We start from the raw sequence: 16,265 nt of genomic DNA on the forward strand, positions 1-16,265 counted from the left end.
TGTTTTTTTACTTTTATAATCTGTTAAATTTTGCTTTATAAACTTCGTAATAGAGCGTCTCTTGAAACTCTAAGTCAATTCATGTAGAATGGTAAAGAAGTTAAATAGCTAGGAGGATAAAAACATCTATGAGTAAGCGACAAGTTGTCCATGTTACATCGGAAGAGGCACTTCGCCAAACCACCATTATTCATAAATTAGCCGAGCGCCAAGCTGGCAAACATCTCAAATATTGTATAAGTACCTTTGGCTGTCAAATGAATAGCCGCGATTCTGAAAAAATCGAAGGTATGTTAGAACAAATAGGTTATACAAAAACAGAGATTGAAAAAGAAGCTGATTTTATTCTTTATAACACCTGTTGTGTACGTGAAAATGCAGAACTAAAAATCTACGGTCGTTTAGGTGCTTTAAAGGGTATAAAACGTAAAAACCCCAATCTTATTATTGCCTTATGTGGTTGCATGATGCAACAAGATATTGTTTTAGATACCTTAAAGAAAAAATATAATTTCGTAGATATTATATTCGGAACCTATAATATTTATAAATTACCTGAACTTTTACAAACGCGTTTAGAAACCAATAAAAGCGTGATAGATATTTGGGATTCTTATCAAGATATCGTAGAAGATTTACCTAATGCTAGAAAGTATGATCATAAAGCATGCGTTAACATTATGTATGGTTGCAATAATTTTTGTACCTACTGTATTGTACCTTATGTACGTGGAAGAGAACGAAGCCGTGAAATGAGTGATATTCTTCATGAAATACAGGGATTAGTTGCTGATGGTGTAAAAGAAGTCATGCTCCTTGGCCAAAATGTTAATTCTTACGGTAAAAACTTAGAAACCCCTGTTAGCTTTGCTGAGCTTTTAAAAGCTATTGGTGACATAGAAGGTCTTAAACGTATCCGTTTTATGACCTCTCATCCCAAAGATTTAAGTGATGAGCTTATTGAAGTAATGGCTAGCTGTGAAAAAGTATGTAAAAGTATTCATTTACCTGTTCAAGCAGGTAGTTCACGCTTGCTTGCTAAAATGAATCGCCATTATACAAAGGAAAGTTATTTAGAGGTTGTTCGTAAATTACGCCAAGCTATGCCAGATATCGAAATCACTACAGACCTTATTGTTGGTTTTCCTGGAGAAACAGAAGAAGATTTTCTTGATACCTTAGATCTTGTTGAAAAGGTTGGCTATGCAAGTGCCTTTACTTTTATTTATTCTAAGCGCACAGGTACCCCTGCTGCTACTATGGAAGAGCAAGTTCCAGAAGAAGTTACCAAAGAACGTTTTAATCGTCTACTTAAGGTAACTAATCAAACTGGATTAAAGGTAATGGAGCGTCAAGTGGGTAAAACATTAGAAGTTTTCTTCGAAGAAGTAAGTAAACAGGATGAAACTGTATTAAGTGGACGTACGGAAAGTGGCCTCCTTGTTAATACAAAGGCATCAAAAACCCTTTTAGGTGAATTTGCACAGGTGAAAATAATAGGAACCAAAACTCACTATCTCATCGGTGAGCTGGTTTAGGTAAGGATGATGAAGATGAATGTCACACCTATGATGAAACAGTATTTAGAAATGAAAGAAGCCCATAAAGAGTGTATTCTTTTTTTTCGTTTAGGTGATTTTTATGAAATGTTTTTTGATGATGCCTTAACCGCCTCTCGTGAATTAGAAATCACATTAACAGGACGTGATTGCGGTCTAGAAGAAAGAGCCCCCATGTGTGGGGTTCCTTTTCATGCTGCTGACACCTACATCTCTCGACTTGTAGAAAAGGGTTATAAAGTAGCTATTTGTGAGCAAGTAGAGGACCCTAAAGCTGCTAAAGGCTTAGTTAAAAGAGATATTGTTCGTATTGTGACGCCTGGAACACTTTTAGAGGGAAACTCAGTTGCTGAGGGTAAAAATAACTATATTGCAGCTATTGTCTCTTCAGAAGCTGCTTATGGTCTTAGCATCAGTGATGTGACGACAGGTGAGTGGCGCACTACACTTATTCAGGGTGAAAATGATCTACGTAAGCTATTAGATGAACTTGCTAAATTTGCACCTGTAGAATGTCTTATATCAGAAAATTGCCCTCATTATGAAGATCTTTGTACTTTTTTACAAACACGTTTCAATGCCTTAGTTGAGAAGATTCCCCCTCACTGTTTAGATGAAACACTTTCTTATCAGCTTCTTGCAAAGCATTTTGGTGTGCTGTCATTAGAAGGAATAGGTCTTTATCCTAAAGAAGCTAACACCCTTGCAGCTTCTTGTCTACTCCATTATTTAAAAGAAACACAAAAAAATGAACTGAGTCATATGCATAGTATAGAACTCTATAATGTGGACACGTATATGCTTCTTGATCTTTCCACCCGTCGTAACCTAGAACTTACAGAGACCTTACGTGAAAAACGTCGCAAAGGTTCTTTACTTTGGGTATTGGATCAAACCCAAACAGCCATGGGGGCTCGTTTTTTAAGAAAGTCCATTGAACAACCTCTCATCAATGCCGGTGAGATTAATAGGAGGCTGGAAGCCACTAAAGAACTTGTAGAAAATGCTTTATTAAGAGAAGATTTAATGGAGGCACTTAAAGGGATCTATGACCTTGAAAGGCTGATGAGTAAAGTTGCCTACGGTACCTGTAATGCAAAAGACTTACTTGCTATTAAGCAATCACTTGGACAATTACCTCTTATAAAAACTCTTCTTTCATCTACAAGTTCTTTAAAATTAAAGGATTTAGGTAAACGATTTGATTTATTAGAGGATATTTTTAGGTTGATTAATCATGCTATTCATGAAGAGGCGCCTCTTTCTTTAAGAGAGGGGCATCTTATTAAAGAAGGGTATCACCAAGACGTAGACCATCTTAGGCAAATTAAAGCCCGTGGTTCCTCTTGGCTTATGGATATTGAAACCCGTGAAAAAGAAAAAACAGGGATTAAAAATCTTAAAATCAAATACAATAAAGTATTTGGCTATTTCTTAGAGGTCACCCAGTCCTACAATCACTTAGTACCTGACTATTTTATTCGTAAGCAAACCCTTGCTAACTGTGAACGGTATATTACAGAAGAACTTAAAAAAGTAGAGGATGAGGTGCTCGGAGCAGATGATAAACTAACAACTCTTGAATATCAAATCTTTACCCAAATTCGTGAGGATGTATTAAAGGAAATGAATCGCCTTCTAGCTGTTTCAGCAGTTATTGCTGAGTTAGATCTTTATTGTTCTTTTGCAGAAGTAGCTCATCAATATGATTATACATGTCCAACAATTAATGAAGGCTCTCGCATCACTATTGAAATGGGTCGACACCCTGTAGTAGAAAAAATGATGGGGGATCAAAATTTTATTGCCAATGATGTGGAGCTTGACGGACAAGGCGAACAAATTATGCTCTTAACAGGCCCTAATATGGCAGGTAAATCTACTTATATGCGTCAAGTAGCCCTTATTGTCTTAATGGCACAAATGGGTTCCTTTATTCCAGCTAAGTCAGCAACTATTGGTGTAGTAGATCGTATTTTTACACGTGTAGGTGCATCAGATGACTTAGCTTCTGGACAAAGTACGTTTATGGTAGAAATGATGGAGGTTTCAAATATTCTCCATAATGCTACTCCTCATAGCCTTTTGATTTTAGATGAAATTGGACGGGGGACAAGTACTTTAGATGGTCTTAGTATTGCGTGGTCAATTATTGAACACATTAGTTCAAAGCTTTTAGGAGCAAAAACCCTTTTTGCCACCCACTATCACGAGCTAACAGCACTTGAAAGTACGTTATCTAACATTAAAAACTATTGTGTTGCAGTTAAAGAAGTAGGAGAAGATATTATTTTTCTTCATAAAATTATAGCAGGAAGTGTGGATCATAGCTACGGTATTCAAGTAGCTAAATTAGCTGGTGTTCCCTCTATGGTACTAGACCGAGCTAAAGCTATTTTAAAAGAACTTGAACAAGATACCTCTGTAGGACTTCCAAGTACAGTACCTTTACCGCTTGGCCAAACCTCCCTTTTTCAAATAGCAGAGCCTCCTACTAAGGGGGTAGGGCGCAAATCCCACAAGGAAGGGGAGCTAGATACTAATAAATTAGCAGTTTTAGAAGAGTTAAAAGGTCTTGATATCATGGAACTTACACCTCTTAAAGCCATGCAAGTTCTCTACGATTTACAAAAGAAAGTTAAAGCTTACTGAGCTTTATGAAAGGCGTGAAAAAGTGAGTGAAATTAAACTATTAGATACCCATACCATCAATAAAATTGCAGCGGGTGAAGTAGTAGAGCGACCTTGCTCAGTGATTAAAGAATTGGTAGAAAATAGCATTGATGCCAAAGCAAGCTCTATTACCTTAGAAATTAAACAAGGTGGCATTGATTTTATCCGTGTTACGGATAATGGAGTGGGCATTCCCAAAGAAGAAGTGGAAGTTGCTTTTCTACGACATGCAACAAGCAAAATCGAAACAGCAGAAGACTTACAAAAGGTATTAACTCTAGGTTTTCGTGGAGAAGCTTTAGCTAGCATTGCGGCTGTGTCTCATGTAGAGCTCTTAACAAAAACTTCACAAGATTTGACGGGCAAACGTCTAGAAGTAAGTGGAGGTAAGATAGGGATAAGTGAAGAAGTAGCTTGTCCTAATGGAACGACCTTTATGATGCGTCACCTTTTTTACAATGTTCCTGCACGTAAAGAATTTCTTGGAAGTAGTAGTTCAGAAGGAGCTAAGATTACAGATTATATTAGTCGTCTTGCCCTAGCCCATCCTGAGATTTCTTTTAAATACATTCAAAACAACAAGCTCCTTTTTACCACCTCTGGTAATCACGATTTAACACAAGCCGTACTTCAGGTCTATGGCAAAGAAGCTGCTAAAAATGTCATGCCTTTATATGATGAAGAAGAGGGCATTACCTGTACGGGGCTTTTAGGAAATACCCTCCTTACTAGAGCCAATCGTAACTACGAGCATTTCTTTATTAATGGACGTACAATTAAAAGTACTCTCTTGCAAAGAGCTGTAGAAGATGCTTATAAAACATTAGTGATGGTGGGTAAATTTCCGTTTGTACTCCTACACCTTACTTTAGATCCTGCCACTATTGATGTAAACGTCCATCCTACTAAGATGCAAGTACGCTTTCGTGAAGAAGAGCGCATTTATCAAATGGTTTATAAAGCTATTACTAAAGAGCTTCGTAAAAACCATTTAGTTCCTGAGGTACTTAAAAATCAATTATTACCTACTACACCTCTAAGGCCTTCTAAGGAAGAGCTAAAAGCTACGGAGCAACTTTTTGTAGAGACCTTCTTTGCTCCCCAAAAATCTCTTGAAACACCTACACCAGAAAGCTTATTAGGTACTACTCACTCTTCTTATTTAAAAGAACCTATACATCTTACCAAAGAAGAGCGTTTTTTTGGTAGCACTAATAGTGAAAAGACTTTCCTACCAGATTCTTCTGACCATTCCTATATAACAACTATGCAAGAAAGACGAGAAGGTGTAAGCGAAAAAATCTGTTCTTCTGTTACAGATGGCACATCTCAAGAAAAGGTGGAAACGAGTCCTGTTCGGTCTTATCGTATTGTAGGACAATTCTTTAATACCTACTGGCTCATAGAGTATGAAGGAAAGATATACATTATTGACCAGCATGCAGCTCACGAGAGACTTTTATATGAACGCTTTATGTGCCAGTTTAAAAAAGGTGAGAGCCCTTCACAGCTTCTTCTTATTCCTGAAACTCTCCACTTAACACCTTCTGAAAGAGCCCTTTTTGAGCAGGAAGCTGGACTTTTTCAAAAACTTGGTTTTCAAATTGAGGGCTTTGGTGAAACAGATCTGGTTATTCGGGAAGTTCCCTTTATACTGAATCAGCCTTTATCTCCTTCTATCGTAAGAGATCTCTTAGATCAATTAGAGGAAATAAAACCTAAGGATTTAACTGTTTTTAAAGAAGGGACTATTATTAAAATGGCTTGTCGCAGTGCTGTTAAAGCCCATGATAAGCTTACACCCCTAGAATGTCAAAAGCTTATTGAAGAATTAATGGATTTAGAAAATCCCTTTACCTGTCCTCATGGGCGCCCTACATTAGTAGCACTTACTCAAATGGATATTGAAAAAATGTTTAAAAGGATAACCTAGGTGATGTTATGAAAAAACCACTTGTTTTAATTGCTGGTCCTACTGCCTCTGGTAAAACGAGCAGTAGTGTTTGTCTAGCTAAAAAGTTAGATGGAGAAATTATTTCAGCCGATTCTATGCAGGTCTATAAAGGCATGGATATAGGTACAGCAAAAGTAAAACCTGAAGAAATGGAAGGTATTCCTCATTATATGCTTGATGAATGCCTGCCTGCCGAAGGGTGCGATATTGCTTTTTTTAAAGAAAAAGTACAAAATTATATCGCAGCTATTCATGCAAAAGGCAAAGTACCTATCTTAGTAGGTGGCACAGGGTTTTATATCAATGCCATTTTGTTTGATACAGAATTCGAAGAAACAAACAATGATTTTACTTTACGTGAAAATCTTTTTGCTTTAGCTGAAAAAGAAGGTGTAGAAAAACTACACAAACGTCTTGAAAGAGTAGACCCTATAAGTGCCAAAGCTATTCATCCTAATAACGTCAAAAGGGTTATACGCGCTTTAGAATATTATGAACAAACAGGTCTTCCTATTTCTTCTCATAATGAGAAAGAAAAAAGTAAGCGTTTAGAAAATAGTTCGCCCTATGACTATACATTCTTTGCGTTAACAATGAAGCGTGAGACACTCTATAGTCGGATTAATCAAAGAGTTGATCAAATGCTTTCAGAAGGGCTTGTTGAGGAAGTCCGCTCTTTTTATGAAGCAGGCTTAAGAGAAGATGCTGTAGCTATGAAAGCTATTGGCTATAAAGAATTTTTTCCTTATTTCAGAGGAGAGGCCTCTCTTGAAAACTGTGTTCTTAAACTGAAACAACACACAAGAAACTATGCTAAGCGCCAACTCACTTGGCTAAAGCACCAAGCAAATCCACACTTTATAGAAGTTGATCAGTATCATTTTGATACTTCTCGTATTACAGAAGTCATGTTGAGCTATTTAGGGAAGCTAACAAAAAAAGAGTCTAAAATCCGTATAGAATAACCAGTTTTTGGATAAATTAAAGCTATAAAGCCACACTTTTTTTTATAATCTATGGACAAGGTGGCAAATATACTATACAATAAAATCAATGAACAAGCGCCTTATAGGAGGGGAAATAGGAGAATGAGTAAAGCAATCAATTTACAAGACGTATTATTAAATCAACTTCGCAAGGATAAAATCGCCATTACAGTTTTCTTAACAAATGGTTTTCAATTAAAGGGTATTATCAAGGGCTTTGATAACTTTGTGGTTATCTTAGAAAGTGAAGGTAAACAGCAAATGATTTACAAGCATGCCATCTCTACGCTTATCCCTGCTAAGATGGTTAATTTAAATACTTCTGGGGAATAATCGAATACTTTTGAGCAAATAGAATGAACTCATTAAGCCCTCTTTATGAAAGAGGGCTTATTAATTGGAATAAAATAAGGAGAAAAACATGAACACATTATATGACTTATTTGGAATTGAAAAAGAAACAGAAGACTTTTGTCAAGAAATAGAAAAAAGCTTAAAGGGAACCTTTGAGCATATAGATGCCATCATGCATCATTGTGGTGCAAAGGTCTTACATGCTATGCAAAAAAATAAACTCAGTGATATTCATTTTGCAGCCACAACAGGATACGGCTATAATGACTTAGGCCGTGACGTAGTCGAACAAATTTACGCAGATGTCTTTGGGGCAGAAGCAGGTCTTGTACGTCCACAGCTTATGTCCGGCACACATGCTTTAACGGTTGCACTCTTTGGTAATTTGCGTCCAGGAGACGAGCTCCTTTCTCCTGTTGGAAAGCCTTATGATACCTTAGAGGGAGTTATAGGGATACGTCCTACCAATGGGAGTTTAGCAGAGTATGGCATCACTTATAAACAAGTGGATCTAAAAGAAGATTTTAGCTTTGATTATGAAGGTATTCGCAAGGCTATTACACCTAAGACGAAATTAGTCACTATTCAACGCTCAAAGGGATATAGCTACCGTCCAACTTTTTCTGTAGCCCAAATTGGTGAGCTTATTGCTTTTATTAAAGGAATTAATTCAGAGATTATTTGTATGGTTGATAACTGCTATGGTGAGTTCGTAGATACACTTGAACCCACACAAGTGGGTGCAGACCTCTGTGTAGGCTCTCTCATAAAAAATCCTGGTGGCGGTCTAGCACCTATTGGAGGCTATATTGTAGGCAAAGAAAAATATGTTGAAAATGCTGCTATGCGTCTTACCGCACCAGGTCTTGGCAAAGAAATCGGAGCCACCCTAGGCCTCAATCAACCCATTCTTCAAGGACTTTTTTTAGCACCTGAGGTAGTTGCCAATGCCTTAAAAGGTGCCATTTTTGCTGCTGCTATTTTTGAAAAGCTAGGCTTTGAAGTTATGCCTACTGCTACTGAAAAGCGCCATGACATTATTCAAGCAATTAATATGCGTACACCTGAAAATGTTATTGCTTTTTGTGAAGGGATTCAAAAGGGCGCCCCTGTAGATAGCTATGTTACACCTGAACCTTGGGATATGCCTGGATATGATGCACAAGTTATCATGGCTGCAGGAGCCTTTGTACAAGGTGCTTCCATAGAATTAAGTGCAGATGCACCTATTAAACCTCCTTATACTGTCTTTTTTCAAGGAGGACTTACGTTTTATCATGCCCGCTTAGGAGTTATGCAAGCTTTACAAACGATGAAAAATAAAGGACTTATTACTCTCTAAAAATCTTTTATTAAAGATGCTAAATAAAAGCCTAGAAGTCTTTAAAAGAAGCAGTGCTTTCTTGTAAAGACTTCTAGGCTTTTATTCATTCTAACTCTATTCTTTCTCTCTATTTAGAGAATTCTTCAGAAAGACGTTCACATTCATCTAACCAAATACGGCTACTGGCGTCTGATGGCATACGCCAATCACCACGTGGAGAAAGGCATACAGACCCTACTTTAGGACCATCTGGCAAACAAGAACGTTTGAATTGCTGCGTAAAAAAACGACGATAGAAGGTTTTTAACCATTTAAGAAGAGTGGCATCATCATAAATCCCTTTAAAGGCTTGCTTTGCTAAATAATAATTTTTAGAAGGAGAGTAACCACAGCGCAAAACATAATAAAGGTAAAAATCATGAATTTCATAAGGACCTACAATATCTTCTGTGATTTGAGCAATTTCTCCCTTTTCATCTGGTGGCAAAAGCTCTGGACTTACGGGTGTAGCTAATATATCTAATAAAATATCCTTTACTTCTTGTTTACTTTCTTCTTGTGCGACATAGTCAATAAGATAACGTACCAATGTCTTGGGAATAGAGGCATTGACACCATACATAGACATATGATCTCCATTATAAGTAGCCCATCCAAGAGCAAGCTCTGATAAGTCACCTGTTCCTACAACAATGCCATTATACTTATTAGATAAATCCATCAGAATCTGTGTCCGTTCTCTAGCCTGTGCATTTTCATAGGTTACATTATGCTGCTCAATAGGATGCTCTATATCTAACAGATGCTGTTTCACAGAAGGAACAATAGAAATTTCCTTCATGGTTACGCCTAGGTACTTCATTAGATTAAGGGCATTATTATACGTACGATCAGTTGTACCAAATCCTGGCATAGTCACACCTATAATCTGCTCAGGGGATTTACCTAAAATGGCAACAGCCTTTACACAGACAAGAAGGGCAAGGGTCGAATCAAGACCTCCAGATATACCCAAAACAAGACTTTCACTCTTTGTGTGTTCCATACGACGCGCTAAACTATGGGCTTGAATAGCAAAAATTTGTTTACAACGTGCATGACGCATCCTTTTATCTTTTGGTACAAAAGGATGGGGATCTACAAATCTATCTAATTCAAAAGAAGGAGGCTGTAAAGTAAATTCTATCGTTTGATAACCTAATTGCTTAAGAAGAGAGGAGTGTTTAAAGTTATTTTGTTTCATACGTTCTTTATAGATACGCTCTAAGTCAATAATGCCATAAAGCAGAGAATTATCTCTTTCAAAAAGCTGTGATTCAGCAATTTTATAGCCATTTTCGTAAATCAAACGATGACCACTAAAGGCTAGATCTGTTGTTGACTCATAAATACCAGAAGAAGTATAAATATAAGCACACATAGTACGAGCAGACTGACTTGCAATTAAATCACGTCTATAACTTTCTTTCCCAACAATTTCATTGCTAGCAGAAGGATTCACCAAAACAGTTGCTCCGCTTAAAGCATGGTAAAGACTTGGTGGCATAATAGCCCATAAATCTTCACAAATTTCAACTCCTAACGTAAAATAATCAATATCCTTCGACTTAAAAAGAATATAAGGTGAGAAAGGAACTATAAAACCACAATAAGTAATAGTTGTCTCTTGAATATCATGCGCTGAGTGAAACCAACGCTTCTCATAAAATTCACCGTAGTTAGGTAAATAGGTTTTAGGTACAATTCCCAATAGCTCACCCTTTAAAATAACAAGGGCTGTATTATATAAATTGTCCTCATACCCAATGGGTGCACCAATAACAATGAGCATATCATGTGCGTGAGACTCTTTTAAAATCCGTTTAACACTTTCTTTTGTTTCTTCAAGCAGTGTACTTTGAAAGAAAAGGTCGGCACACGTATAACCTGTAATACAAAGCTCTGGAAAGACAATAAGCCCTACCTTTTGCTTAGCTGCTTCACGGATACAGGTAATGATTTGCTCAGTATTGTAATGGCAATCGCCAATGGCTAACTTAGGGGTAGCAGCACAAACCTTAAAAAAATGGTGATTCATAGTCTTCACTCCTGTCTTTTATCGTTATACATACTATAATATAACACAATTTTTTAATTTTATCATAGCTTCTCATTTTTTATATGCAAAAATAACATTTTTCTATTTAGGACAGCATCAACAAGATAATGGCTATGTTACTAGAGATAACCCAAAAGAAAACTATATTAATGGTATTTGAAATAAAGAAAATCCTGAGAATTGGCTTACAGAACTTCAGATTCTAGTTTCTGAAAAATAAAAAATACTCAGTTTATTTCTTAAAATGAAATAAACTGAGTATTTTTATAACTATCCCTTTTTAGAATTCTCTAAAAAGCCCAATGACTTTACCTAGAATATTAGCTTCCCGTGTACAAATAGGGGCCATTGCATCATTTTCTGGTTGAAGACGAATATAGTCTTTTTCTTTAAAAAAGCGCTTGATTGTTACCTCGTCACTTAGAAGAGCAACTACAATATCCCCATTTTGAGCATTTTCTTGCTTCCTAACAATAATTTTATCACCATCTAATATACCGGCATTAATCATGCTTGTGCCAGACACCGTAAGCATATAAATATCTTCGTGACGCGCAATATGATTAGGAAGAGGAAAGTATTCTTCAATATTTTCTACAGCTAAAATAGGGATACCTGCTGTGACCTTACCTAATAGAGGTACAGGACTTACATGATTGGCTAGCCAGTCTTCAGTTTCATCTAATACCTCGATTGTACGAGGCTTAGTTGGGTCACGTCGTATATAGCCCTTTTTTTCAAGGGTGCTTAAATGACTATGCACCGTTGAGGTAGAGCTTAGGGAAACCGCCTGACAGATTTCTCTTACGGAAGGTGGATAACCCTTACTTTTTAGTTCAGCTTTAATAAAAGCCAGTATTTTTTCTTGCTTAGCAGTTAATGTATAATCCATAATATCCCTCTGTCTCTACATATTCTATGTTCTTAATTATAGCACATTCTCAAACATTAAGCAAACATATGTTCTCTCAAGGCGTTTCGCGTAGTTTGATGATAGATGCTGCATGCCTTTTGCGTGTATCGTCCATCTGAGCATAATGTTTTTTAGTAGTATTAACATCTTTATGCCCTAATACATCTGCTACTAAATAAATATCTCCTGTCTCTTGATAAAGTTGAGTTCCAAAAGTGGCTCTTAACTTGTGAGGAGTGATTTTTTTAATAGTTGTCACCAAAGCACTATATTTCTTCACTAAAAGTTGAATACTACGAACGGAAAGTCTTTTATGCTGTAAAGATAAGAAGAGTGGAGTATCTAATTCTTTACAAGGCATTTCTTTGCGCTCGTTTATGTAATCTCTTAAAAGTCCTTCTACCTCTTTACTAAAATAAACAATTGTTTCATTTCCACCTTTTCTAGTGATGCGTAATCCATTGTGATTAAAATCGACATCCTCTAAATTAAGACCTGCACATTCTGATACACGAATACCTGTGCCTAAAAGGAGGGCAATAAGAGCTAAATCCCTTTTTTTTGTAAATTGATGATAAACCTTCTGTTTTTGGGTAAGTGCTTCACCCGATTCTACTGTATCTAAAAGTTTGGCTATTTCATCTACATCTAATTTAACAATCGGCTTTTCATAAATTTTTGGCATATCTACAAGGGCAGAGGGATTGTTTTTCAGGCGTTCTTGACGATAAAAGTAGTGATAAAGTGTTTTTAAAGAAGCCAGCTTACGCGCTTTACCATTCTGTCCATTTTGATAGGCTTGCATTTCTTCATTACCTTCTTTTTCATAGTAAGACAAGTACTCTAAATAGCCCTCAATTTCACGTGGTGCCATCTCATCTAGGTCTTCAAGCGTCATGTCACATAAAGAAGTCCGATTTTGAAAGCGAGGAATCTCTTTATGACAGTATTCTAAAAAAACACGAATGTCATAGGCATAAGCCATACGTGTATTCACACTGGTTGTATGTTCTATCCCTCTAAAAAAATCAAACATATAATCAGGAAGTTCTTGTAAAAGTTCTCTTGTTTTAAGGGTAATATACTTTTTACGATTATCTTGGTAACTGGACATGTCTATTTCCTCCTTGATTTTCCCATCCCTCAAGCTGGCTACGTGCAATCGCACCAAAAACATTCGTTGCTATTTTTGGATTTTCTCTCCCTAAGGTCGCTAGAAGCTCTTTTATACTTTCTCGCTTCGTCATACCATCTACTGGGCAGGGACTCTTAATAACTGGTAGACCTTCCTTTTTAGTAAAGCTACGAATATCCTTCTCAGATGTATATATAAGAGGGCGAATAATTTCTAAACCCACTTGTTCCATATACGTAACGGGTGCCATTGTATGAAGGCGTCCTTCATAAAAAAGTGACATAAGGAGCGTTTCATTAATATCTTCCCTATTATGACCTAACGCAATCTTATTACAGCCTCTTTGCTTTGCATAGTCATAAAGAGCACCTTTACGCATTTTAGAACATAAAGAACAAGGATTCTTTTCTTGACGTTCCTCAAAGATAATTTGACCAATAACCGTCTCACATACCTCAAAAGGGATTTTTAAAGTTTCCAGATAAGCCTTTACACCAGATAAATCAAACGGTTTAAGTCCTAAAGAAACGGTGATCCCCATCACCTCAAAATGTTTAGGGTAGAAGCGTCTTAACTGACTTAAAGCTAAGGCTAAAATTAAACTATCCTTCCCACCTGAAATCCCAATAGCAATCTTGTCACCTTCTTCAATCATATTATAATCTTGGATAGCACGGCGTGTAGAGCTTAATAAATGTTGTAATTGCATATACTAGTCTCCTATCTACTTTTCGCTAAAAACTATTTGTATTATAACGTATTTCAAGAGAAATTTCAAAAATAGCTCCTTTTAAAAAGAGAAACATTTCTGGATAAAGTGGAAGAGTAGCTGGTTGTACATCCTTTAATGCTGATTTAGTAGGTGCATATGGAAATCTAGTTAATAGAACATTGGCTTTCTTGAAAAAAGTTATGATGGGCAAATAACAGTTCAAACTATAGATACGATCTTAAATGAGAAAATAATTAACATTTTGACGAAAATAAGCCTTGGCAAACAATTAAAGAGAATCGTAGTGTTTGTTATCATACTTTATATAATTGTATTTACAGTATTATAAATATAGCTAACTTACTAGAGTCATTTTTACCATTTTCATCAGCAGTAGTTAGGAGAATGTTAGAAATAGATCAGAATAGCTGGCAGCCTTTATATGTCTAAGATTTTTACACTTACATGTCGCTCGACACTATAAAATAAGAAAAAAACCAAGTAGAAGTAGTCTTATCTTAATTTTAAACTATTCGCGAAACACCGGTTTTACGAAATGTACTATATAAAATAAGCTCTTCTTTTATATTTATACGTATTTACCTTTATTTATCTTATTCTTGTAAAAGATTACATTTACTATATTTTTTAGGAGAAATACCAACCATCTTACTAAAGGTTTTAATAAAGTTGGCGTAATCATTAAAGCCACTGCCTTCACAGGCCTCTTTTACAGAGCAGCCGCTTGCAAGCATAGCTTTTGCGATACTAATGCGACGTGCTGTTATATATTTACTAATAGTAGTCCCTGTTTCTCTTTTAAACAGACGGCAAGCATAGGAACTACTAATAAATAAATCTTTAGCTAAAGTTTCTATAGAGAAAGACTCATGGATATGTGCATTAATGTACTCTAGTAAATCTCCAATTAATTCATTATTAGGGTACTTTAAATAGATACTCTCTTCTTGATGTTGTTCCCAAAATAATCGGTTAATAAAAACCATTAGCTCTTTAAATACAGCCTCTTCAATCACATCACTTCCATATCCATCTGCCATTAGCATTTTATTTACTAGCGTCTGTATATACTGAAGTTCATAAGGGGTCGTGGATACCTGATGCACTCTCCCTCCTTCTCTTTTGGTAAAACATTGGCATAAATCCGTTTGCTCTGATGAGCATTTTGCTAAAAACTCTGGATTAATTGAAAGAACTAAACGCTCGTTAGGCTCTGTCTCCTTATGGCGCAAATAATGACTTTCATATTGGTTAATAACAAAGACATCTCCCTTTTTTACCTCATAACTACATTGATCAATAAAAAAGCATCTACTCCCTGTTAAAGCAATATATAATTCAAAGCAATCATGAATATGCATATCTAATGTTTTTTCTTGATTAAATAATTTAGCAACTGCAAACCTTTTTTCACTTAAACAATTTGCAATTGCTTCTTTACATGTTTCATAAGCCTTCATTTCATTTACCTCTTTTCTTCTCATTCCTTCTTAGATGCGTCTCTTCTTTTATTTAATACTTAACCTCTTTTTATGTTGAAAAGATTAAAGTTTTATTATTATAACTTCTCCTTCTAATTTAGTTCAATATTTGCCATATTTCAAGTGTAATGTGACAACTAATCGCAAATGTTGTATGATATAATACTATTAAGCAAACACTAATTATTTCTTATTTACAAGGAGGATCTATAAATGAGTTTTTTAAATAATTTTTCTCTTGAAGGAAAAATAGCTTTAGTAACAGGTGCAGCTTACGGTATTGGCTTTTCTATCGCAACAGGTCTTGCCCAAGCAGGTGCTACTGTTGTATTTAATGATATCAATCAAGAATTAGTAGATAAAGGTCTTGCTGCTTATAAAGAAATTGGTATTGAAGCACATGGTTATGTATGTGATGTAACAAATGAGGATCAAGTCAATGCAATGATTGCTCAAATTGAAAAAGAAGTAGGCATTATTGATGTTTTAGTCAACAATGCTGGAATCATCAAACGTATCCCTATGATTGAAATGTCTGCTCAAGATTTTAGACAAGTTATTGATATCGACTTAAATGGTCCTTTCATTATGTCTAAAGCAGTTATTCCTTCTATGATTAAAAAGGGACATGGTAAGATTATTAACATTTGTTCTATGATGAGTGAACTTGGTCGTGAAACCGTGTCTGCTTATGCTGCTGCTAAAGGCGGCCTTAAAATGTTAACTAAAAATATTGCTTCTGAGTATGGTGAATTTAACATCCAATGTAACGGTATTGGACCTGGTTATATTGCCACTCCTCAAACAGCTCCTCTTAGAGAGCCAGGTGTACCTTTCAATGATTTTATTATTGCTAAAACACCTGCTGCACGTTGGGGAACACCAGAAGACCTTATGGGACCAGCTGTCTTTTTAGCTTCTGATGCTTCTGACTTCGTAAATGGTCATATTCTTTATGTAGATGGTGGTATTTTAGCTTATATTGGTAAACAACCTAAATAAGTAACAATTTCTTAATATATAAAAAACTGCCTATTAGTAATAGGCATTTTTTA

At 35.9% G+C, this 16,265-nt stretch carries 12 protein-coding genes; 7 read left to right on the plus strand and 5 right to left on the minus strand.

Annotated features, from left to right (window positions below; genetic code table 11):
- Nucleotides 1-128 precede the first annotated feature (128 nt).
- From miaB to CS063_RS09440, 6 genes are all read left to right on the plus strand, one after another.
- On the plus strand, nucleotides 129-1,538 hold the full coding sequence (gene miaB / locus CS063_RS09415; protein ID WP_099449444.1) for a tRNA (N6-isopentenyl adenosine(37)-C2)-methylthiotransferase MiaB: 1,410 nt from the start codon (nucleotides 129-131) through the stop codon (nucleotides 1,536-1,538).
- Nucleotides 1,539-1,553: 15 nt separating this feature from the next.
- Nucleotides 1,554-4,211, plus strand: a complete 2,658-nt coding sequence (gene mutS / locus CS063_RS09420) for a DNA mismatch repair protein MutS (protein ID WP_330401003.1) — start codon at nucleotides 1,554-1,556, stop codon at nucleotides 4,209-4,211.
- A 22-nt stretch (nucleotides 4,212-4,233) separates the two neighbouring features.
- A complete protein-coding gene (gene mutL, locus CS063_RS09425; protein WP_180270742.1) occupies nucleotides 4,234-6,165 on the plus strand; it encodes a DNA mismatch repair endonuclease MutL in 1,932 nt (643 codons plus the stop codon).
- 8 nt (nucleotides 6,166-6,173) lie between these two features.
- Complete coding sequence (gene miaA, locus CS063_RS09430) at nucleotides 6,174-7,151, plus strand: tRNA (adenosine(37)-N6)-dimethylallyltransferase MiaA (protein WP_099449446.1); 978 nt, start codon at nucleotides 6,174-6,176, stop codon at nucleotides 7,149-7,151.
- Nucleotides 7,152-7,274: 123 nt separating this feature from the next.
- Nucleotides 7,275-7,505 (plus strand): RNA chaperone Hfq, encoded by a 231-nt coding sequence (gene hfq, locus CS063_RS09435; protein WP_099449447.1) that lies wholly within the window; start codon nucleotides 7,275-7,277, stop codon nucleotides 7,503-7,505.
- Nucleotides 7,506-7,593: 88 nt separating this feature from the next.
- Nucleotides 7,594-8,868 (plus strand): methionine gamma-lyase family protein, encoded by a 1,275-nt coding sequence (locus CS063_RS09440; RefSeq protein WP_099449448.1) that lies wholly within the window; start codon nucleotides 7,594-7,596, stop codon nucleotides 8,866-8,868.
- A gap of 109 nt (nucleotides 8,869-8,977) precedes the next feature.
- On the opposite strand, the gene CS063_RS09445 is transcribed toward CS063_RS09440, so the two are convergent.
- The 5 genes from CS063_RS09445 to CS063_RS09465 all read right to left on the minus strand — a co-directional run bounded on the left by CS063_RS09445 (nucleotide 8,978) and on the right by CS063_RS09465 (nucleotide 15,189).
- Complete coding sequence (locus CS063_RS09445; RefSeq protein ID WP_099449449.1) at nucleotides 8,978-10,927, minus strand: NAD(+) synthase; 1,950 nt, start codon at nucleotides 10,925-10,927, stop codon at nucleotides 8,978-8,980.
- Nucleotides 10,928-11,228: 301 nt separating this feature from the next.
- Complete coding sequence (gene lexA, locus CS063_RS09450) at nucleotides 11,229-11,840, minus strand: transcriptional repressor LexA (protein WP_099449450.1); 612 nt, start codon at nucleotides 11,838-11,840, stop codon at nucleotides 11,229-11,231.
- A 76-nt stretch (nucleotides 11,841-11,916) separates the two neighbouring features.
- Nucleotides 11,917-12,981 (minus strand): tyrosine-type recombinase/integrase, encoded by a 1,065-nt coding sequence (locus CS063_RS09455; RefSeq protein WP_408640889.1) that lies wholly within the window; start codon nucleotides 12,979-12,981, stop codon nucleotides 11,917-11,919.
- Complete coding sequence (locus tag CS063_RS09460) at nucleotides 12,956-13,705, minus strand: tRNA 2-thiocytidine biosynthesis TtcA family protein (protein WP_099449452.1); 750 nt, start codon at nucleotides 13,703-13,705, stop codon at nucleotides 12,956-12,958. Before CS063_RS09460 ends, CS063_RS09455 begins: the two co-directional genes overlap by 26 nt.
- Before the next feature lie 617 nt (nucleotides 13,706-14,322).
- Complete coding sequence (locus tag CS063_RS09465; RefSeq protein WP_180270743.1) at nucleotides 14,323-15,189, minus strand: AraC family transcriptional regulator; 867 nt, start codon at nucleotides 15,187-15,189, stop codon at nucleotides 14,323-14,325.
- A gap of 234 nt (nucleotides 15,190-15,423) precedes the next feature.
- Between CS063_RS09465 and CS063_RS09470 the strand changes: the two genes are divergently transcribed.
- Nucleotides 15,424-16,212 carry a gluconate 5-dehydrogenase gene (locus CS063_RS09470; protein WP_099449454.1) on the plus strand — a complete coding sequence of 263 codons (789 nt, stop codon included), beginning with the start codon at nucleotides 15,424-15,426 and terminating at the stop codon, nucleotides 16,210-16,212.
- Nucleotides 16,213-16,265 lie beyond the last annotated feature (53 nt).

It is taken from the genome of Sporanaerobium hydrogeniformans, from assembly GCF_002735925.1.
GTDB lineage: Bacteria > Bacillota > Clostridia > Lachnospirales > Cellulosilyticaceae > Sporanaerobium > Sporanaerobium hydrogeniformans.